Below are 19,824 nucleotides of genomic sequence, written 5' to 3' on the forward strand. Positions count from 1 at the left end.
CCCGGAAGCTAAGCCTCACAGCGCCGATGGTACTGCAGGGGGGACCCTGTGGGAGAGTAGGACGCCGCCGAACAATCATTCCAAAGAACCCCCCGGTCCGTAAGGATCGGGGGGTTCTTTGCGTTTCCAGGGCGAATCGTTCCGAGGCCGAGCTGTGAATACTGCGCCGACCGGGGACCATAAGGGCAAGCTACGGGCCGCAGGCGGCACTTCGTAGCGAGGTCACCAGGCGCCGGTGGTGAGAGACGGCAGCAAGCCCGGGGGGCAGGCAGGCCTCCTCGCTCGACCGCCGGCAGAGCGGTGGGCGGTCAGTGGCCACCCCAGGGCGTCAAGGGCACCAGGAACAGAGACCCTCCCGAAGCGGCGGAAGCAGCCGAAGCGGTCGTCAGGGCGCCCGCTGACCGGACGTCCGTCCACGGGCAAGGCCTACGACTGAGCCCCCGCCACGGATGTGGCGGGGGCTCAGTCATACGCTCTCACACCGGCCGTACGGCCGGGGGGCTCAGAGGCGGCCGGCGGCCTTGAGGGCGAGGTAGGTGTCGGCGAGGGCCGGGGCCACCGCGGTCGGCGGGGCGTCCAGGACGGTCACGCCGTGCCGGGTGAGCCGGTCCGCGGTGAGCCGGCGGTCGGCGCGGGTCTGCTCGGCGGCGGCCGCGCCGTACACGGCCTCGACGGTGCCGCGGCCGGTGGCCAGTTCGTCCAGGTGGGGGTCGGAGACGGAGGCCAGGACCACTTCGTGGCGCTTGGTCAGCAGCGGGAGCAGCGGCAGCAGCCCGTCCTCGACCGGGGCCGCGTCGAGGCCCGTGAGCAGGACGATCAGGGAGCGGTGCGGCGCCATCTTGAGCGCGGTCGCCACCAGCGAGCGCATGTCGGTCTCGTAGAGGGCCGGTTCCAGGACGGCCATCGCGTTGGTGAAGGCCGGCAGGATCTCGCTGGGGGAGCGGCCGGCCACCGAGACGCGCTTGCGCAGGTCGTGGGCGAGCAGGTCGACCCGGTCGCCCGCCTTGGTGGCGAGCGCGGTGAGCAGCAGCGCGGCGTCGAGCGAGGCGTCCAGGCGGGGCGCGTCGCCGACGCGGCCGGCGGAGGTGCGGCCGGTGTCCAGGACGATCAGGATGTGCCGGTCGCGCTCGGGGCGCCAGGTGCGGACGGCGACGGTGTTCCGGCGGGCGCTGGCGCGCCAGTCGATGGAACGGATGTCGTCGCCGGGCAGGTACTCGCGCAGGGAGTCGAACTCGGTGCCCTGGCCCCGGGTCAGGACGGAGGTGCGGCCGTCGAGTTCGCGCAGCCGGGCGAGCCGGGACGGCAGGTGCTTGCGGCTGTTGAACGGCGGCAGGGCGCGGACCGTCCAGGGGACGAGGTGCGAGCCCTGGCGCCCGGCCAGTCCGAGCGGGCCGAGCGAACGGACCGTCACCCGCTGGGCGTGGTGGTCGCCGCGCCGGGTCGGGGTGAGCACGGTGGTGGCCCGGCGCCGCTCGTGGCCGGGAATGCGCAGGGTGTGCCGGGAGGCGGCGATCTCGGTGCCGCGCCGCCACGCGGACGGGGCCCAGGCGTCGCGGACGCGGCCTCGGAGCGGGCGGCCACTGGGGTTGGTGACGGTCAGTTCGACGGTGGCCGGCTCGCCGAGCCGGACGGTGGTGTCGCCGCCCCGGGTGATCCGCAGGCCGCGGACGGGGGCGGCGAGCACCAGGTCGACGACGACGGCGAGCAGGACCGTGCCGGTGACGGCCGCGATCCCGCCCCAGGACGGCAGGAGCAGGCCCACGACGAGCGCGCCGAGTGCGGCGAGCAGGGCGGTTCGCCCGGTGAGGGCCATGCGGTTGCGCTCCTTCGTGAACGGGGCGGGGCGGGGCGGTCGGTCAGCGGGGGGCGGGCGTCTGGGCCAGGACCGCCTGGATGACGGAGTCGGCGGTGACGCCCTCCATCTCGGCCTCGGCGCGCAGCGCGACGCGGTGCCGCAGGGTCGGCAGGGCGAGTGCCTTGACGTCGTCGGGGGTGACGTAGTCGCGGCCGGCCAGCCAGGCCCAGGCGCGGGAGGCGCCGAGCAGGGCGGTGGCGCCACGGGGGGAGACGCCGATCGAGAGCGACGGGGACTGCCGGGTGGCCCGGCAGAGGTCGACGATGTAGGCGAGCACCTCGGGCGAGACGGTGAGCTTGGCGATCTGCGCGCGGGCGGCGGTGATGTGTTCGGGGCCGGCGACCGGGCGCACGCCGGCCGCGGCGAGGTTGCGCGGGTCGAAGCCGCCGGCGTGCCGGGCGAGGACCTGGAACTCCTGGTCGCGGTCGGGCAGCGGCAGGATCAGCTTGAGCAGGAAGCGGTCGAGCTGGGCCTCGGGCAGCGGGTAGGTGCCCTCGTATTCGACCGGGTTCTGGGTGGCGGCGACCAGGAACGGGACCGGCAGCGCGCGGGGCGAGCCGTCGACGGTGACCTGGTGCTCCTCCATGGCCTCCAGCAGGGCGGCCTGGGTCTTCGGCGGGGTGCGGTTGATCTCGTCGGCGAGCAGCAGGTTGGTGAAGACCGGGCCGGGCTGGAAGGAGAACTCGGCGGTGCGGGCGTCGTAGACGAGGGAGCCGGTGACATCGCCCGGCATCAGGTCGGGGGTGAACTGGATCCGCTTGGTGTCCAGGCTGAGCGCGGTGGACAGGGTGCGGATCAGCAGCGTCTTGGCGACGCCGGGGACGCCCTCCAGCAGCACGTGGCCGCCGCAGAGCAGGGCGACGACCAGGCCGGTGACGGCGGCGTCCTGGCCGACCACGGCCTTGGCGATCTCGGCGCGCAGGGCGGTGAGCGCCTGGCGCGGGTCGTCGGTGGTCCCGGGGGTGCCGGTCGCCGTGCCGGGGGTGGAGACGGGGGTGGCGGTGGCCTGTTCGGTCACGGCTTCCGTACCTGCCTTTCGAGGGCGTCGAGGTCGTCGGCGAGCCGCAGCAGCGCGGCGTCGTCGGTCGGGGGCGGGCCGTAGAGGAGGGCCCGTACGTCCCCGGCGGGTCGGTCGGGGAGGCGGTCGAGGACAGCCGCGCAGAGCGCGGTGGCGTCGGGTGCGCCGCCGGTGGGCGGCACGCCGAGGACGGGCGCGAGGCGGTGGGCGGCGGCGCGGCGCAGGGCGTCGGCGGCGCGGCCCCGGGCCCTGGCCCGGCGGTAGAGGCGGGCGCGGCCCTCGGTGGTCTCGGCGGCGCGGACCACGACGGGCAGGTTCTCGCTGATGACCGGGCCGAGCCGGCGGGCCCGCCAGAGCGCGGCCAGCAGGGTCGCGATGCCGAGCTGGACGGCGGCCCAGCGCCAGCCGTCGGGGATGTAGTCGGTGAACCGCTTGTCGCCGACGCTGTCGCCGAGCGGGGCGGTGTAGTCCGGCAGGTGCCAGGTGAGGCGGGGCTGCGAGCCGAGCAGGCCGAGCGCGAGCGAGGCGTTGCCGTCCTTCTTGATCAGCTCGTTGCTGAGGAAGTCACCGCTGCCGAGGACGACGACGTCGGTGCCCTGGCCGGTCCGGACTGCGACCAGCGGGTAGCCGTGGCCGCGCGGGTAGCAGCCCTCGCCGCGGCTGCCGGCGGTGTACAGCAGGCCGCCGAGGTGGGCGGTGCCGGCCCGGACGGCCTCGGTGAGCGCGCACTGGGCGGCGGTGCTGCGGACGGCGGCGTACGGGGCGCCGCCGCCCTCCTCGGAGGGGCGGACGCCGGGGGCGAGCGCGCTGAGGGCGGCGGGGCCGGGGGAGACGAGGACCAGCCGGCCGTGCCGGGCGGCGGCGAGGGCGCGCAGCTGGTCGGGGCCGAGCAGGTCGGGTTCGGGGACGACGAGGGTGTCGTTGCCGGTGGAGCGGGCGGGGAGGTCGGCGGTGACGTCGACGTCGAGGCCCTGGCGCTGGAGCAGCGCGACGACGGCGTGGGAGCCGGAGGCGTCGTAGGAGCGCGGGTCGAGCGGGGGGTAGCGGCGGTCCTGGTTGAGCCCGGCCAGCACGGCGGCGGCGAGCAGCAGCAGCACGGCGGTGAGCAGGTACCAGCGGGAGCGGTGCCAGAGGCCGCGGCCGGTGGGCGCGAGGCTGCTGGACGCGGCGGGCCCGGCCACGGGCGCGGTCTGCGGCGGAGCGGCGGACGGCGGTGCGGCGGCGGGTACGGGCGGTGCGGCGGGCGGCGGCCCGCCGGGGGCCGGCGGAGCGGCCGGACCGGGGGTGGGGCTGGTCATGCCGCTCCTCCCGCGGCCGGGGCGAACGCCGGGCGGGCGCGTTCCAGGGTCTGGTCGAGGTCGCGCAGCAGCTGGTACGCGCTGCGGTCGGCGGTGCGGTCGCCGTAGGCGATGTCGTCGAAGGTGCGGGCCGCGGCGCGGAGGGCGTCGGCGTGCGCCGGGAGGGCCCGGCCGGCCTCGGCGGCGGCTTCGTCGGCGGTGCGGCCGGGCCGGGCGTCGAGCAGGGTGCGCTCCTCCAGGGCCCGGACGAGGGCGCGCATCTGCTCGCGGACGGCCTCCGTCCACCGGCCGGCCGCGGCATGCTGTTCGGCGTCGGCCCGGTACTGGTCGGCGCTGCGCGGTCCGGCGGTGCCGAAGACGTCGAGCACGGTGCGGGCGGCCCGCTTGGGCGCGCCGAACCGCCACCAGAGGGCGGCGGCGATCAGCACGGCGATCACCAGGAAGAGGATCAGTCCGGTGGTGCCGCTGGTGCCGTCGCCGGCGATGGTGGTGAGCGCGTCGTCGATCCGGTCCATGACCCAGTCGTAGACCCGCTGCTGCAGGCTCGGGTCGTGCCGGTGGTACTCGGCGTTGAGCAGTTCGTCGCGGGCGGCGTCGCGGGCCGGGTCACGTGGAACGGTGACCGGGGCGCCGCTCGCCGCCAGCGTCCTCTCCCCCCAGTTCGGCATCCGGTTCAGAGCCTCGCCGGGTTCTGGCCGGCCTGGTCGCCCCAGCCGGTGCCGCCGTACTCGGTCAGGCCCGCGGCGCGGGCGAGCTCGATGTCCAGGGCCTCGCGCCGGATCCGCTGGTCGACGTAGAGCAGCACGCCGATGGTGGCGGTGAACGGGATGGTGACGGTGGAGGCGATCACGCCGGCGATCGCGGTGGTGATCAGGACGGCGGTGGGCAGGGTGGCCGGGTCGCCCGCGTCGACCTGGCCGACGAGGTCGTCGAAGCCGAGGGCCAGGCCGACGATCGTGAACGGCACGCTGATGATCCCGGCGACGATGCCGGCCAGGACCTGGCTGAGGAGGTTGATCCCGAACAGCCGCCACCAGGAGCCGCGGACCAGCCGGCGCGAGCGGGAGAGCGCCGTGATGACGCCCTGCTTCTCCAGCATCAGGGCGGGGGCGGCCAGGCTGAGCTGGATCCAGATCCAGATCGCGACCGGGATGCTGAGCAGGCCGACCACGAAGAGCAGGCCCGCGATGGCGGGTTCGTCCGCGCCGGTCAGCAGGTAGCCGATCATCGGGGCGAAGCCGATCAGCACCACGCCGGTGCCGATCAGGGCGGTCAGCAGGGTGAGGCCGGTCAGCTGGAGCAGCCGGGGGCGGGCGTCCCGCCAGGCGTCGCGGATGGTGGCGGACTGCCCGAGGATGGCGCGGCTCACCACCATGGTCAGCAGGGCGGCGGCGACCACGCTGAGCAGCATGGTCACCGGCAGGCTCACCAGGGCGGAGATCACCGGGGTGAGGTCGCCGGTGTCGCCCCGCACGGCCAGCTGGGTGCCGGTGACGGCGGCCTGCTCGACGACGGCGACGCCGAGCGAGAGGCCGAGCGTCGTGCGCCAGTGCGTGCGGATGGTGGAGACGGCTCCGTCGAGGATCTCGCCGAGGCCGAGCGGGCGCAGCGGGATGATGCCCGGCTTGGGGCTGACCGGGGCGCCCCAGCCGTACTGGCCGTGGGGGCCGTGCGGGCCCTGGCCGCCGTACTGGGGGCCGCCCGGTCCGGGGCCGCCGTAGCCGGCGCCCCAGGCGGGGGGCGCGGCCTGGGGTGGTACCGACGGCCCGGGCGCGGCGGCGGACGTGTCGGCCGGGGGCCGGTTGTCGTCGCGGGACGGCTCGGACGAGCTGGGCGAGGCCCAGCCCGGGGTGTCGGTCATCACTGCTCCTCGGAGGGGCGTCAGGGTTCGCGGGGCCGGGTGGATCTTCACCCGCGCGCAGCGCCCATCGTGCCATGGTGGTCGGACGGCCCCCAGGGGTATCCGGTTGCTGAACGGCAACGGGAGGCCGTCGGGCGGGCGGGACGCGGTCCGGACGCGGCCCGGGGGTGACCGGTGGGGCCGGAGGGGCCGGTTCGGGCCAGGTCATTCGTCCGGTATGGCCGGAATTCGCCGGGCTGCCACTTGGCCGTTCTGGAGCAAAGGGACTGCTGTGCGGCAGGTCACAATCCGGTAATGAGAAGATGGACGCATGAAGGGACGCGTCCTCGTCGTTGATGACGACTCCGCACTGGCCGAGATGCTCGGCATTGTGCTGCGTGGTGAGGGTTTTGAGCCGTTTTTCGTCGCGGATGGGGACAAGGCACTAGCCGCGTTCCGGGAGACCAAGCCCGATCTGGTCCTGCTGGACCTGATGCTGCCCGGACGGGACGGCATCGATGTCTGCAGGCAGATCCGGGCGGAGTCCGGCATCCCGATCGTCATGCTGACCGCGAAGACCGACACGGTCGACGTCGTGGTCGGTCTGGAATCGGGTGCCGATGACTATGTCACCAAGCCGTTCAAGCCCAAGGAGCTGGTGGCCCGGGTACGTGCCCGACTTCGCCGTGCCGAGGAGCCGACTCCCGAGCAGCTGACCATCGGCGATCTGGTGATCGACGTGGCCGGCCACTCCGTCAAGCGGGACGGCCGGGGCATCCCGCTGACCCCGCTGGAGTTCGACCTGCTCGTCGCACTGGCCCGCAAGCCCTGGCAGGTGTTCACCCGGGAGGTGCTGCTGGAGCAGGTCTGGGGCTACCGCCACGCGGCGGACACCCGACTGGTCAACGTCCACGTCCAGCGGCTCCGGTCCAAGATCGAGAAGGACCCGGAGCGTCCCGAGATCGTGGTGACCGTCCGTGGCGTCGGCTACAAGGCCGGACCCAGCTGACGTGACGTACCAGGCTGACGACACCCCGTCGGAGTCCTCGACCGACGGGGGCTCCGCCGTGCGCGGTGACGTGCTGAGCTCGACCACGCGCAGCCGCCGCCGTCGCGGGCCCGCCGCACTGCTCGCGCCGGTGACCCGTCAGCTGCGCCGGCCCCTGCACCGGGTCTCGGCGCTGTACCGCCGTTCCATCCAGCTGCGGGTGGTCGCCGCCACCCTGATGCTCTCCGTCGTGGTGGTCCTGGTCCTGGGCGTGGTGGTGGTGGCCCAGGTGCGCAACGGGCTGCTGGGCACCAAGCGGGACTCGGCGCACAGCCAGGCCCGGGCCGGCTTCCAGACCGAGCAGAAGAAGATCGACGAGGCCAAGGACCTGCGGCTCAAGGTCGGCGCACCCGCCGACCAGGCCGTCGAGGAGACCGGTACCTGGCTGCTCAACCAGGTCGGCGACCTCGCGGCCAGCGGCCAGAACGTCTACTCGGTGATCGCGGTGGTGCGCGGCGGCAAGACGGTCTCGCCGGAGACGGCCGGCCTCGGACCGCGCTACACCGGTGACATCTCGCCGATCAGCATCCCCGACACGCTGCGGGCCAGGGTCTCGGCGGAGCCCGGCCAGATCTTCGACCAGCCGACGCGGATCCACCGCGTGGACAGCGCGGGGCGGACCGAGCCCGGACTGGCCATCGGCATGCAGTTCACCGGCCCCAACGGCGTCTCCTACGAGCTGTACTACATCTTCTCCTTCGGCCAGGAGACGGACACCCTCGACCTGGTCACCGGGACCCTCGCCACGGCCGGGGTCTTCGTGGTGATCCTGATGGGCGGGATCGCCTGGCTGGTGGTGCGCCAGGTGGTCACCCCGGTCCGGATGGCCGCCGGGATCTCGGAGCGGCTGGCCGCGGGCCACCTGGAAGAGCGGATGAAGGTCACCGGGACGGACGACATCGCCCGCCTCGGCGAGTCCTTCAACCGGATGGCGAACGCGCTGCAGGCGCAGATCCGCCAGCTGGAGGAGCTCTCCCGGGTGCAGCGGCGGTTCGTCTCCGACGTCTCGCACGAGCTGCGCACCCCGCTGACCACCGTCCGGATGGCCGCCGACCTGATCTACGACAGCCGCGAGGACCTGGACCCGATGGCGGCCCGCTCGGCCGAGCTGCTCCAGGGCCAGCTGGACCGTTTCGAGTCGCTGCTCGCCGACCTGCTGGAGATCAGCCGCTTCGACGCCGGCGCCGCGATCCTGGACGCCGAGCCGGTCGACCTGCGCGAGATCGTCACCCGGGTGGTGGAGGCCGCCGACCCGCTGGCCCAGGCCAAGGGCAGCGCCGTGGTGATCCGCGGCGACGGCGAGCCGGTGCTGGCGGAGGTCGACTCCCGCCGGATCGAGCGCATCCTGCGCAACCTGGTGGTCAACGCGCTGGAGCACGGCGAGGGTCGGGACGTCGTGGTCCGGCTGGGCTCGGCGGACGGCGCCGTCGCGGTCGGCGTGCGCGACTACGGCATCGGGCTCAAGCCCGGCGAGGCGTCCCGGGTCTTCCACCGCTTCTGGCGGGCCGACCCGTCCCGGGTGCGGACCACCGGCGGCACCGGCCTCGGGCTGTCCATCGCGGTCGAGGACGCGCACCTGCACGGCGGCTGGCTGCAGGCCTGGGGCGAGCCCGGCGGTGGCTCGCACTTCCGGCTCACCCTGCCGCGCACCCGCGGCGGCGACATCAACCGGGCACCGTTCCGGCTGGAGCCGGAGGACTCGCGCAACAACCGGGGCCTCGGCTCGTACGGCGTGCCGTACCGCCGGGCGATCCGGCCGGGCGGCGCCACCGCGCTGACCGCCACCGACGAGCCGGCCGTCCCGGAGACCCCGGAGGGCTCCGGGGGCAGCGGGTTCGGCAGCGGCCTCGGCGGCGTGCTGAGCATCGGCCCGGGCCTGGGCACCAGCCGGCTGCCCCAGGGCCCGCGGGCCGACCCCTCGGACGTCCGGACCGCCGGCGCCGGGTACGGTGCCACCGGAGCCCAGGTGATGGTGGACCCGACGCCCGGCTGGCCGTCGGTGGCACAGCGGACGGCGGAACCGGGCCCGGCGGAGGCCGGGCACGGCACGGCCGGGACGGACACGGAGGGGTCGCAGCGTGCGAGGGACGAGCGGGACTGAGCCGCGGCTGGCCGCGGTGGCCGGCGTGGTGCTGGGCACCCTGCTGGCCGGCGGCTGCGCGGCCATGCCGGACTCCGGCGGCGTCAGCAAGGTCGAACTGGCGCAGGACTCGGTGGACAAGAACCTTCAGGTCAGGGTCTTCCCGAAGGCGCCCGACAAGGGCGCCAAGCCGCGCGACCTGCTGGCCGGGTTCCTGGACGCCGTCACGGCGGACGAGAGCTACGACACCGCCCGGATGTACCTCACCGAGGAGGCGGCGGCGAAGTGGAAGCCGGACGAGCGCATCCAGGTGCTATCCGCGACCCCGTCGCTGCCCGTCCAGGCCCTGACCGAGGCCGACACCTCCTTCGCCGTCCCGGTGTCCGGCATGGTGGTGGCCGAGGTGGACGCCAAGCACTCGTACACCTTCCTGGACGGCCAGAAGGACGTGGACTTCCAGTTCTCGTTCGTCCGGGACAAGAAGAGCGGCGAGTGGCGGATCGACGCGCTGCCCGACGGCCTGCTCATCAACGAAACCAACTTCCGCAACAGTTACCGCCAGGTGGACCGCTTCTTCTACGCGGCCGACGACCCGTCCGCGGCCGCGACGCTGCGCTCCCCGGCCGTGCTGATCGCCGACCCGATCTACCTGCGGCGCCGAATAGACCCGCTGACCTCGGCCGCCAGGGCCGTGGTCGCCGGGCCGTCCGACTGGCTCTCGCCGGTGGCCCGGAGCGCCTTCCCGACCGGTACCGCGGTCGAGCGGGTGAGCGTCGACGAGGCCCGCACCGCCCACGTGGTGCTCACCGGTGTCGACCTCGGCGGCGCGATGCTCTGCAAGCGGATGGCCACCCAGCTCTTCTACACCCTCGCCGACCAGGGCAAGGGGCAGGTGGACAAGCTGGACCTGAAGGGCCCGCGCAACAGCGGCTGCCAGGCGACCCGCGGCGACCTCCCGCAGACCGGACCGGGCGCGCTGACCGGGGCCGGCTCCCAGCGGCAGTTCTTCCAGCGGGCCGACAACGGCGTCCTGACCGAGGCTCAGGAGACCGGCGACGGCAACCCGGTGCGCGGCCCGCTGGGCCGTCCGCAACCGGCCGGCCGGGACCCGCTCGGCACGATCGCGGTGGCCCGGGACGGCGAGCGGGCCGCGGCGATCGGCGGCAAGGGCCACCAGCTCTACACGGTGCCGCTGGCGGACGGCGTGCAGGCCATGCCCGAGCCGGTGCTCACCACCCCCGTCCGCACCGGGCAGAAGGACGAGGACGGCCTGACCTCGCCCAGCTGGGACGGCCGCGGCGACCTCTGGGTGGTGGACCGCGACCCGCAGAACCGGCGGGTGGTGATGGTGCGCGGCAACCAGCCCCCGGTCACGGTGCCGGTGGACAGCCCCGACGGGCAGGTGCTGCAGGACCTCAAGATCTCCTCGGACGCCGTCCGGATCGCCCTGGTGTTCAAGGACCAGCGCGGGGCGCAGTCGCTCTGGCTCGGTCTGGTGGTGCACGGCGGCACCAAGGACGCCCCGACCGCGCGGATCACCGGACTGCGCCGGGTGGCCCCCGCGATCACCGAGGTCTCCTCGGTGTCCTGGGCGGAGGCCGACCAGCTGCTGGTGCTGGGCAAGGAGAAGGGCCGCCTCCAGCAGCTGCACTACATCAGTACGGACGGCTCGCAGAGCAGCGAGGCCCCGCCCCAGGGCGGCGAGGGGATGGCCTCGGCCCAGGCCTCGGAGGCGCCCGCCGACACCATGGACCAGGCTCCGCCGGTGCTCGCGCGGCAGGGCACCGACGGCAAGATCTACCGGCTGGTCAACAGCCAGTGGCGTGAGCTCGTCCTGAACTTCCGGGCGTCCTCCTTCATCTATCCCGGCTGAGCCGGCGGTCCGGTCCCGCTTCAGCTATCCCGGCTGAGCCGGCGGTCCGGTCCCGGCTTCGTCCGAGCTGGTCCGGGGCTACCGGGGGCGGGGCCCGCCGCAGGGGTGGGGCACCCGGCCGGCGGGCCGGTGCGGGACGGCGGCCGCGACGGTGGCGGCCGCCGTCGGCGGGAGCCCGGCCGACGCCAGCGCCCGAGCGGCCTCGGCGAGGCTGGCCCCCGTGGTCACCAGGTCGTCGACCAGGACCGGCCGGCGGCCGGTCAGCCGGCGGTCCGCCCGCGGCAGGACGGTGAGCGCGCCGTGCAGGTTGCGCCGGCGCTCGGTGGCGGTGAGGCCGGCCTGGTCCGCGACCGGCCGGGTGTGCCGCAGCAGGGCCGCCGCCCTGGCGTCCACTCCGGCCCGGCGCAGTGACCGGGCGGCCGCGCCGGCCAGCCGCAGCGTCGGATCGTGCCCGCGGGCGCGGACGGCGGAACGGGCCGAGGGCATCGGGACCAGCAGCAGCGGGCTCAGCCCCGCGCGCGGCCCGAGCGAGGAGCGCACGGCCAGGGCGAGTGCTTCGCCGAGCGGCCCGGCGAGGTGCAGCGCGCCGCGCTCCTTGTGGGCGAGCAGCAGCTGCCGGACCGGGCCGGCGTACGGGGCGGCGGCGTGCACCCAGGGCAGCGCGGTGGGGCCGGGCCGGGCGGCGGCCAGGGCGTGCCGGCAGGCCGGGCAGAGCTGGGTGCGGCCGGCGCCGCAGCCGGCGCAGCGGGCGGGCAGCAGCACCTCCAGCAGACCGGCCAGTGCGTGGCCGAACGGCCCTTGGGCGGACCGTGGACGGGTGGGGACGGCGGTGGGCGGCACGGCTGCTCCTGGCGGCGGCAGGCACGGAGAGTGAGCACAGGATGCGCCGTACGGGGGGTGTTGTCCAGGTATTTACCCATGCTTCACTCGCAAGAGGGTAGACAGGGTGCAACAGCTTGACCGCCAGTCCACAGCCTCGGGTCGTACCCGTATTCCCGGTTGGGGAGGCGAAAACCCCGTGTGAGGTGTTCGATGAGGCTCCAGGGGGTTTCAACCGTCCCTGGTGGGGAGGAAGTGAGGTGAGGGCCAGTCGCTTTCGTCGCTCGCGGCGGAGGTGGAGGGTCAGCATCGAATTGGCTGGTCCGGCTGGGTCTCAGCCCGATCCGGTAGCACCCGGATCGGCGTCAGCACGAGGGATCGGAGTTCTGCGTGGACATCGTCGTCAAGGGCCGCAAGACCGAGGTGCCCAAGAGGTTCCGCGAGCACGTGGCCGAGAAGCTGGAGAAGGTCCAGAAGTTCGACGGCAAGGTGATCAGCCTCGACGTCGAGGTGTCCAAGGAGCACAACCCGCGTCAGGCCGACCGGTCCGAGCGGGTGGAGATCACTCTCCGTACCCGCGGTCCGGTGATCCGGGCCGAGGCCGCCGCCGGCGACCCGTACGCGGCGCTCGACCTGGCTTCGGCGAAGCTCGACGCGCAGCTGCGCAAGTCCGCGGACCGGCGCCGGGTGCACAAGGGCGGCAACGGCCGTACTCCCATCAGCGTCGCCGAGGCGACCGCGGCCCTGGCCGCGCTGCCCGAGACGACCAAGCCGGAGAACGAGACCAACGGGGCCGTCCGCAAGACCATGATGGGATCCCTGGAAGTGGAGGGCGAAGGCCCGCTGGTGGTCCGGGAGAAGACCCACCCGGCCGCCCCCATGGCGCTGGACCAGGCGCTCTACGAGATGGAACTGGTCGGCCACGACTTCTACTTGTTCGTAGAGAAGGACAGCGGCCTGCCGAGCGTCGTCTACCGCCGGCACGGTTACCACTACGGAGTCATCCACCTGAAGGCCGACGGAACGACCGGGCCGGGTGGCGGTGCCGGCGGCGCGATCGGCGGCGCCGACGACGAGGACTGACCGTCCGAGCGGTGTGGGAGTGGTGACCCCGGTGGCGCTGCCGCCGGGGTCACCGGCGTTCGGGGGCGCTCCGAGCGGGTTCGGGGGTGTTCCGTGGCGTTCTCGGGTGCTCCGGAGCGGGCGCCGGGCCGGTCCGGGCCGGTGACCGGCCGATTCCGGGCGCCGGGAGGTCACCCGGTGCGAGGGAATCGGCATCGGAGGGTGACCGGAGGACGCCTGCGGCGTGGAATGATTGGCGAACGACGACCGGCGACGGGGGAGGAGCGGATGGGGGATCACTTCGGGCTGGGGCCCGGTGCGGGGCCGGTCGGGGGGGTGGCGCGAGGGTCGGGGGAGGACCTCGACTACGCCCCGCGCCGGAGGGAGCCGATCCGCGTCCTGGTGGTGGACGACCACGCGCTGTTCCGCCGCGGCCTGGAGATCGTGCTCGCCGAGGAGGAGGACATCACCGTCGTCGGTGAGGCGGGGGACGGCGCGGAGGCCGTGCTCAAGGCCGCCGACCTGCTGCCCGACATCATTCTGATGGATGTTCGGATGCCCCGTCGCAGCGGGATCGAGGCCTGCACCGCGATCAAGGACGTGGCCCCCAGCACCAAGATCATCATGCTGACGATAAGCGACGAGGAAGCCGACCTCTACGAGGCGATCAAGGCGGGTGCCACCGGGTACCTGCTCAAGGAGATCTCCACCGACGAGGTGGCCACCGCGATCCGGGCGGTCGCCGACGGCCAGTCGCAGATCAGCCCGTCGATGGCCTCCAAGCTGCTCACCGAGTTCAAGTCGATGATCCAGCGCCGCTCCGACGACCGGGACCTGGTGCCCGCACCCCGGTTGACCGACCGGGAGTTGGAGGTGCTGAAGCTGGTGGCGACCGGGATGAACAACCGGGAGATCGCCAAGGAGCTGTTCATCAGCGAGAACACCGTGAAGAACCACGTGCGCAACATCCTGGAGAAGCTCCAGCTGCACTCCCGGATGGAGGCCGTGGTCTACGCGATGCGGGAGAAGATCCTCGAAATAGGGTGACGGCGGAGCCCGTCGCGGGCCCGGTGCCGGCTCAGTCGGCGAGCAGCTTCTCCAGCGCCGGGCGCAACGCCTCGTCGTGGAGCGCCTCCACCCGGACGCCGTCGCAGCCCACCCACGCGGCCGCCTCGCGCAGCGCGGTCGCCAGCGCCCCGACGTGCCGCGCGGAGTCCAGCGAGACCTGACGGGCCACCAGGGTGCGGCCCGCCCGGGCCGGATCGACCCGGCCGACCAGCTGCCCGCCGGCCAGCAGCGGCATCGCGAAGTAGCCGTGCACCCGCTTGTGCTTGGGGGTGTAGGCCTCCAGCCGGTGCGTCATGCCGAAGATCCGCTCGGTGCGCGAGCGGTCCCAGATCAGCGAGTCGAACGGCGAGAGCAGCGTGGTGCGGTGCCGACCGCGCGGGGCGGTGGCGAGTGCGGCCGGATCGGCCCAGGCCGCGGCGGGGGCGCCGGCCGGGCCCCAGCCCGCGACCCGCACCGGGACCAGGCCGGAGTCGGCGAGCACCGCGTCCAGCTGCTCGGCCTTCAGACGGTGGTAGTCCAGCAGATCGGCCCGGGTGGCCACGCCGAGCGCGGCGCCGGCCTGGGCGACCAGGGTGCGCAGGCAGTCCTCGTCGGTCGGCTCCGCCTCGAACAGCTCGGTGGGGACGGCCTGTTCGGCCAGCGCGTAGACCCGCTTCCAGCTCCGGCGCTCGGTGCAGACCACGTCGCCGAAGGCCAGGGCCCGCTCCACCGCGATCTTGGTGTCGGACCAGTCCCACCAGTCGGCCGTCTTCTTGGCGCCGCCCAGCTCGGTCGAGGTGAGCGGCCCCTCGTCGCGCAGCTTGGCCAGGACGGCGCGGTAGGTGGCGGCGTCCACCTGCATGCCCCAGACGTGGGCGCGTTCGCGGTAGCGCCGGCGGCGGAACGCGAAGAGCGGCCACTCCTCGATCGGCAGGATGCAGGCCGCGTGCGACCAGTACTCAAAGCTCGCTCCCGACGCCCAGTAGGCCGCGTCGACGGCGGGCCGGCCGACGGCGCCGAGCCGGGCGTACGGGACCAGCTCGTGCGAGCGGGCCAGCACCGAGATGGTGTCGAGCTGGACGGCGCCGAGGTGGCGCAGCACTCCGCGGACGCCGCCCCGGCGGTCCGGCGCGCCGAGCAGGCCCTGTGCGCGCAGGGCGATCCGGCGGGCCTCGTCGGCGCCGAGGGTCGTGGCGGGAGTCATGACGGTCATGTCGGCGAGCGTAGACCGCGGCACCGACAACGCCCCGGCCCGGAAGGACCGGGCGCCGGGGCGTGGTCGGCGGCCGCCGGCGGGGTGTGGGGGCGGGGCGGGGGCTCCGGATTGGGGGTACGGAGCCGGGGTACGGGGCCGCTCAGTCCGCGAGGTCGGTGGCGAGGTCGGTGGCGAGCAGCCCGCCGACCCAGGAGTCGCGGAACTCGCCGCGCTGCTCGGCGTACGAGCGCAGGGTGCCCTCGAAGCGGAAGCCGACCTTCTCGGCGACCGCGCGGGAGCCCTCGTTGCCCACGTACGCCGTCCACTCCAGCCGGCGCAGGCCCAGCTCGGTGATCGCGTGGTGGGCGACCGCGCGGGCGGCCTCGACGGTGTACCCGCGGCCGCGGTGCTCCCGGGTGGCCCACCAGCCGACCTCGGCGGTCCCCGGCCTGCCCGGGACGCGGACCAGCCCCTGGGTGCCGACCAGGGCGCCACCGGCGCGCTCGACCACGCACCAGGCGAGGTTCTCGCCGGTGCGACGGCCGTTCACGGCCAGGTCGTTGACGAAGTACTCCGCGTCCTCGCGGCGGTACGGGCTGGGAACGACCGTCCAGCGCTGGATCTCCGGGTCCTGGCAGGCCTGGAAGATCGCGTCCAGGTCGGATTCCCGGGGCGGTCGCAGGAACAGCCGCTCGGTGACCAGGAGGCCGGGAACGGAGTCGGGCGCGGTGGGCTCGGGGCGCTCTGCCATGAACGGATTATTCCGTGCAGAAAGGAAACCGGGCATCCGAATAACCGGCTCGACCGCTCAACCGCCCGGGCAGCTGACCGTTTTGCCCCGGTGGGCGATGCTATCGGGCCATGTGCCCGCACGGGTGACACGGGAATAGCGTGCTGACGCACCTCCCGGGGTGTTGGACTCCTCGCATACGATGGCCCGTGCGGTGGGGTAAACCCGTCGTGCAGTCGTCCAGTGCCAATACAGGCAAGGAGCCCGCTCAAGTGTCCGTCTTCGACAAGATCCTGCGCGCCGGCGAAGGCAAGATCCTTCGCAAGCTGCAGCGGATTGCTGCCCAGGTCAACTCCATCGAAGAGGACTTCGTCAACCTCACCGACGCCGAGCTGCGCGCGCTGACCGACGAGTACAAGCAGCGGATCGCGGACGGTGAGTCCCTGGACGACATCCTCCCCGAGGCGTTCGCGACCGTCCGCGAGGCCGCCCGGCGAGTGCTCGGGCAGCGGCACTACGACGTCCAGATCATGGGTGGCGCCGCGCTGCACTTCGGCTACGTCGCCGAGATGCGCACCGGTGAGGGCAAGACCCTGGTCGGCACCCTGCCCACCTACCTCAACGCACTGACCGGCAAGGGCGTCCACCTGATCACGGTCAACGACTACCTCGCCGAGCGCGACTCGGAGTGGATGGGCCGGGTGCACCGCTTCCTCGGCCTCGAAGTCGGCGTGATCCTGGGCAACATGACGCCCGCCGAGCGCAAGCGCCAGTACGCGATGGACATCACGTACGGCACCAACAACGAGTTCGGCTTCGACTACCTGCGCGACAACATGGCCTGGTCGAAGGACGAACTCGTCCAGCGCGGCCACAACTTCGCGGTGGTCGACGAGGTCGACTCGATCCTCATCGACGAGGCCCGTACCCCGCTGATCATCTCCGGCCCGGCGGACCAGGCGACCAAGTGGTACGCCGACTTCGCCAAGCTGGTGCAGCGCCTGAAGATCGAGCGCGACTACGAGGTCGACGAGAAGAAGCGCACCGTCGGCGTGCTGGAGGAGGGTGTCACCCGGGTCGAGGACTACCTCGGCATCGACAACCTCTACGAGTCGGTGAACACCCCGCTGGTCGGCTTCCTGAACAACGCCATCAAGGCCAAGGAGCTGTACAAGCGGGACAAGGACTACGTCGTGATGAACGGCGAGGTCATGATCGTCGACGAGCACACCGGCCGCATCCTGGCCGGGCGCCGCTACAACGAGGGCATGCACCAGGCGATCGAGGCGAAGGAGGGGGTGGAGGTCCAGAACGAGAACCAGACGCTGGCCACCATCACCCTGCAGAACTTCTTCCGCCTGTACGACAAGCTTTCCGGAATGACCGGTACCGGTACCACCGAGGCCGCCGAGTTCCACCAGATCTACAAGCTCGGCGTGGTGCCCATTCCGACCAACCGGGACCCGCTGCGCATCGACCAGCCCGACCTGATCTACAAGTCGGAGCCGGCCAAGTTCGCCGCCGTGGTCGAGGACATCGCCGAGAAGCACGAGAAGGGCCAGCCGGTGCTGGTCGGCACCGTGTCGGTGGAGAAGTCCGAGTACCTGTCGCAGGAGCTGCGCAAGCGCGGCATCCCGCACGAGGTGCTGAACGCCAAGCACCACGAGCGCGAGGCGCAGATCGTCGCGCAGGCGGGCCGCAAGGGCGCCGTGACCGTCGCCACCAACATGGCCGGCCGTGGCACCGACATCATGCTCGGCGGCAACTCCGACCACCTCGCCGCGGCCGAGCTGGCCCAGCGCGGCATCACCCCGGTGGACACCCCGGAGGAGTACGAGGAGGCGTTCCCGGCCGCGCTGGAGAAGGCCAAGGCGTCCGTGAAGGCGGAGCAGGACGAGGTCAAGGCGGCCGGCGGCCTCTACGTCCTCGGCACCGAGCGGCACGAGTCCCGCCGGATCGACAACCAGCTGCGCGGCCGTTCCGGCCGTCAGGGCGACCCGGGCGAGTCCCGCTTCTACCTGTCGCTCGGCGACGACCTGATGCGCCTGTTCAAGGCCGGCATGGTCGAGCGCGTGCTCTCGATGGCCAACGTGCCCGAGGACGTGCCGATCGAGTCCAAGATGGTCACCCGCGCCATCGCCTCGGCGCAGACCCAGGTCGAGCAGCAGAACTTCGAGATCCGCAAGAACGTCCTCAAGTACGACGAGGTGCTGAACCGCCAGCGCGAGGTCATCTACGGCGAGCGCCGCCGCGTCCTGGAGGGCGAGGACCTGCAGGAGCAGGTCGGCCACTTCATGGACGACACCGTCGAGGCGTACGTCAAGGCGGCCACCGGCGAGGGCTACGAGGACGACTGGGACCTCGACAAGCTCTGGACGGCGCTGAAGCAGCTCTACCCCGTCACCCTGGACCTGGAGCAGCTGGAGGAGGACGCCGGCGGCACGGCCGGACTCACCCCGGAGTTCCTCACCAAGGTCATCCAGGAGGACATCCAGGGGCAGTACGGCGCCCGTGAGGACCAGCTCGGCGCGGAGATCATGCGCGAGCTGGAGCGCCGGGTCGTCCTCTCGGTGCTGGACCGCCGCTGGCGCGAGCACCTCTACGAGATGGACTACCTCCAGGAGGGCATCGGCCTGCGGGCCATGGCGCAGCGCGACCCGCTGGTCGAGTACCAGCGCGAGGGCTTCGACATGTTCACCGCCATGATGGAGGGCATCAAGGAGGAGTCCGTCGGCTACCTGTTCAACCTGGAGGTCCAGGTCGAGCAGCAGGTCGAGGAGGTGCCGGTCGAGGACGCCGAGGTGCTGCTCGACAAGCTGGAGAAGGACGCCGCCCGCCCGGAGATCAAGGCCAAGGGCCTGGAGGCCCCCAAGCCGCAGCGGCTGCACTACACGGCCCCCTCGGACGAGGTCGGTGGCGGTGTCGTCGAGGGTGACTTCGAGGACCTCGCGCCGGAGGACGAGGGCGACGGGCTGACCCGCGCCGAGCGCCGCAAGGCCGCCAAGTCGGCCAAGGGCCGCCGTCGCAAGAGCTGAGGCGGGGCCGGTCCGCCCGGTCCGCCGCCACGCAGGGCGCCACTCCCGCAGGGGGGTGGCGCCCTGCGCCGTTGTGCCGCTGCCGCTGCCGTTGCCGCTGCCGGTGCCCACGGTGTCGGCGGACCGGTCGGACCGCGGGGCAAGGTCGGACTGCGGCGTCCACGCGGCCCGTGCGGGCCGCGTGGCGCCGTCGCGGAAGCCGCCGTGGGCAACCTGGTGCGGGCCGGCCGCCGCGGCCCGGTACGGTACCCGTCCGGGACCGGGGGCGGTGCGACGGGACGGTCGCGCCGGGCGGGTTCACCGGGCCTCCACGGCGGTGCACTGCCACTGCCCGGCCGCCCCGCGCTGCTCCAGCCGGAACGCCACCATGTGGTGCCGGCTGCCGAGGTCGACCCGGACGCAGGCCTCGATCGCGTCGGGCGAGGGCGACCGGTCGTGCACCGGCCCGAGCCGGGGCCGGTCGGCGGCGCCGCCGCGTCGCAGGATGCCGATCCGGACGAGCGAGGCGAGCTGGCCGTAGCCGTCCAGGCTGGTGTGCCGCATCAGCTGGCCGGACGGCCGGGCGCCGGTGAGCACCTCGACCAGCTGGTGGGCGAACCGTGTGCTCAGCCCGGCGTGGAGGCCCGGGGCGGCGGGGGCGGCGCAGGCGGTCCGGGGCCGGCGCGGTCGCCGGCCGTCGTAGGGGTGGTGGCCGGTCCGGGCGGTGGGGTGGTGCGGCCGGTGCGGGTGGGCCGAGGGGCGGACGGGACGGCCGCCGTGGCCGCCGGGCGGTACGGCGGCCGGCCCGGCGGGTCGGGGGGCGGGCTGGGCGGCGGCGGGGACCGGGCTGGTGGTCATGGGGCCCTCCCGGGCGGTTGGTGCGGGTACGGACGGGTCCTTGGTAGCCCGGTGCCGCACGGGGCGGCAAGCGGGTTCGGCGCATCC

The 19,824-nt window shown here is 73.5% G+C and carries 15 protein-coding genes; 6 read left to right on the plus strand and 9 right to left on the minus strand.

The window, feature by feature from the left end:
* Positions 1-502: 502 nt before the first annotated feature.
* The 5 genes from ACFWA9_RS21825 to ACFWA9_RS21845 form a co-directional block, all read right to left on the minus strand.
* Positions 503-1,813, minus strand: coding sequence for a DUF58 domain-containing protein (locus ACFWA9_RS21825; protein WP_380389068.1), 1,311 nt, complete (start codon positions 1,811-1,813; stop codon positions 503-505).
* A gap of 43 nt (positions 1,814-1,856) precedes the next feature.
* Positions 1,857-2,777 carry an AAA family ATPase gene (locus tag ACFWA9_RS21830; RefSeq protein WP_380389092.1) on the minus strand — a complete coding sequence of 307 codons (921 nt, stop codon included), beginning with the start codon at positions 2,775-2,777 and terminating at the stop codon, positions 1,857-1,859.
* 92 nt (positions 2,778-2,869) lie between these two features.
* A complete protein-coding gene (locus tag ACFWA9_RS21835; RefSeq protein ID WP_380389070.1) occupies positions 2,870-4,171 on the minus strand; it encodes a DUF4350 domain-containing protein in 1,302 nt (433 codons plus the stop codon).
* A complete protein-coding gene (locus tag ACFWA9_RS21840) occupies positions 4,168-4,839 on the minus strand; it encodes a DUF4129 domain-containing protein (RefSeq protein WP_352295800.1) in 672 nt (223 codons plus the stop codon). Before ACFWA9_RS21840 ends, ACFWA9_RS21835 begins: the two co-directional genes overlap by 4 nt.
* Positions 4,840-4,844: 5 nt before the next feature.
* Positions 4,845-6,032 carry a hypothetical protein gene (locus ACFWA9_RS21845; RefSeq protein WP_380389072.1) on the minus strand — a complete coding sequence of 396 codons (1,188 nt, stop codon included), beginning with the start codon at positions 6,030-6,032 and terminating at the stop codon, positions 4,845-4,847.
* Positions 6,033-6,342: 310 nt separating this feature from the next.
* Here ACFWA9_RS21845 and mtrA point away from each other — a divergent pair, with 310 nt between their 5' ends.
* The 3 genes from mtrA to ACFWA9_RS21860 are packed head-to-tail and all read left to right on the plus strand — an operon-like array spanning position 6,343 to position 11,012.
* Complete coding sequence (mtrA, locus tag ACFWA9_RS21850) at positions 6,343-7,020, plus strand: MtrAB system response regulator MtrA (RefSeq protein WP_030061806.1); 678 nt, start codon at positions 6,343-6,345, stop codon at positions 7,018-7,020.
* Between the two features lies 1 nt (position 7,021).
* Positions 7,022-9,160, plus strand: coding sequence for an MtrAB system histidine kinase MtrB (gene mtrB, locus ACFWA9_RS21855; protein WP_380389073.1), 2,139 nt, complete (start codon positions 7,022-7,024; stop codon positions 9,158-9,160).
* The gene (locus tag ACFWA9_RS21860) at positions 9,138-11,012 is read left to right on the plus strand and encodes an LpqB family beta-propeller domain-containing protein (RefSeq protein WP_352295806.1); all 1,875 of its coding nucleotides are present in this window, start codon (positions 9,138-9,140) and stop codon (positions 11,010-11,012) included. The genes mtrB and ACFWA9_RS21860 overlap by 23 nt, the downstream gene beginning before the upstream one ends.
* 78 nt (positions 11,013-11,090) lie before the next feature.
* Here ACFWA9_RS21860 and ACFWA9_RS21865 read toward each other — a convergent pair whose 3' ends face one another.
* The gene (locus tag ACFWA9_RS21865; protein WP_380389074.1) at positions 11,091-11,852 is read right to left on the minus strand and encodes a ComF family protein; all 762 of its coding nucleotides are present in this window, start codon (positions 11,850-11,852) and stop codon (positions 11,091-11,093) included.
* 369 nt (positions 11,853-12,221) lie between these two features.
* Between ACFWA9_RS21865 and hpf the strand changes: the two genes are divergently transcribed.
* Together hpf and ACFWA9_RS21875 are read left to right on the plus strand one after the other, a co-directional pair.
* The gene (gene hpf, locus ACFWA9_RS21870) at positions 12,222-12,914 is read left to right on the plus strand and encodes a ribosome hibernation-promoting factor, HPF/YfiA family (RefSeq protein WP_329487904.1); all 693 of its coding nucleotides are present in this window, start codon (positions 12,222-12,224) and stop codon (positions 12,912-12,914) included.
* 267 nt (positions 12,915-13,181) lie between these two features.
* Complete coding sequence (locus ACFWA9_RS21875; protein ID WP_329487903.1) at positions 13,182-13,940, plus strand: response regulator transcription factor; 759 nt, start codon at positions 13,182-13,184, stop codon at positions 13,938-13,940.
* Positions 13,941-13,971: 31 nt separating this feature from the next.
* Here the strand turns inward: ACFWA9_RS21875 and ACFWA9_RS21880 are convergent, their stop codons facing one another.
* Complete coding sequence (locus ACFWA9_RS21880) at positions 13,972-15,153, minus strand: winged helix-turn-helix domain-containing protein (RefSeq protein ID WP_380389076.1); 1,182 nt, start codon at positions 15,151-15,153, stop codon at positions 13,972-13,974.
* 142 nt (positions 15,154-15,295) lie between these two features.
* The gene (locus tag ACFWA9_RS21885) at positions 15,296-15,886 is read right to left on the minus strand and encodes a GNAT family N-acetyltransferase (RefSeq protein WP_380389078.1); all 591 of its coding nucleotides are present in this window, start codon (positions 15,884-15,886) and stop codon (positions 15,296-15,298) included.
* A 251-nt stretch (positions 15,887-16,137) separates the two neighbouring features.
* Between ACFWA9_RS21885 and secA the strand changes: the two genes are divergently transcribed.
* Positions 16,138-18,900 (plus strand): preprotein translocase subunit SecA, encoded by a 2,763-nt coding sequence (gene secA, locus ACFWA9_RS21890; protein ID WP_329487900.1) that lies wholly within the window; start codon positions 16,138-16,140, stop codon positions 18,898-18,900.
* A 297-nt stretch (positions 18,901-19,197) separates the two neighbouring features.
* Here the strand turns inward: secA and ACFWA9_RS21895 are convergent, their stop codons facing one another.
* Positions 19,198-19,737 (minus strand): Rv3235 family protein, encoded by a 540-nt coding sequence (locus tag ACFWA9_RS21895; protein WP_380389080.1) that lies wholly within the window; start codon positions 19,735-19,737, stop codon positions 19,198-19,200.
* Positions 19,738-19,824 lie beyond the last annotated feature (87 nt).

Origin of the sequence: Kitasatospora sp. NPDC059973, from assembly GCF_042737525.1 — a bacterium.
Lineage (GTDB): Bacteria > Actinomycetota > Actinomycetes > Streptomycetales > Streptomycetaceae > Kitasatospora.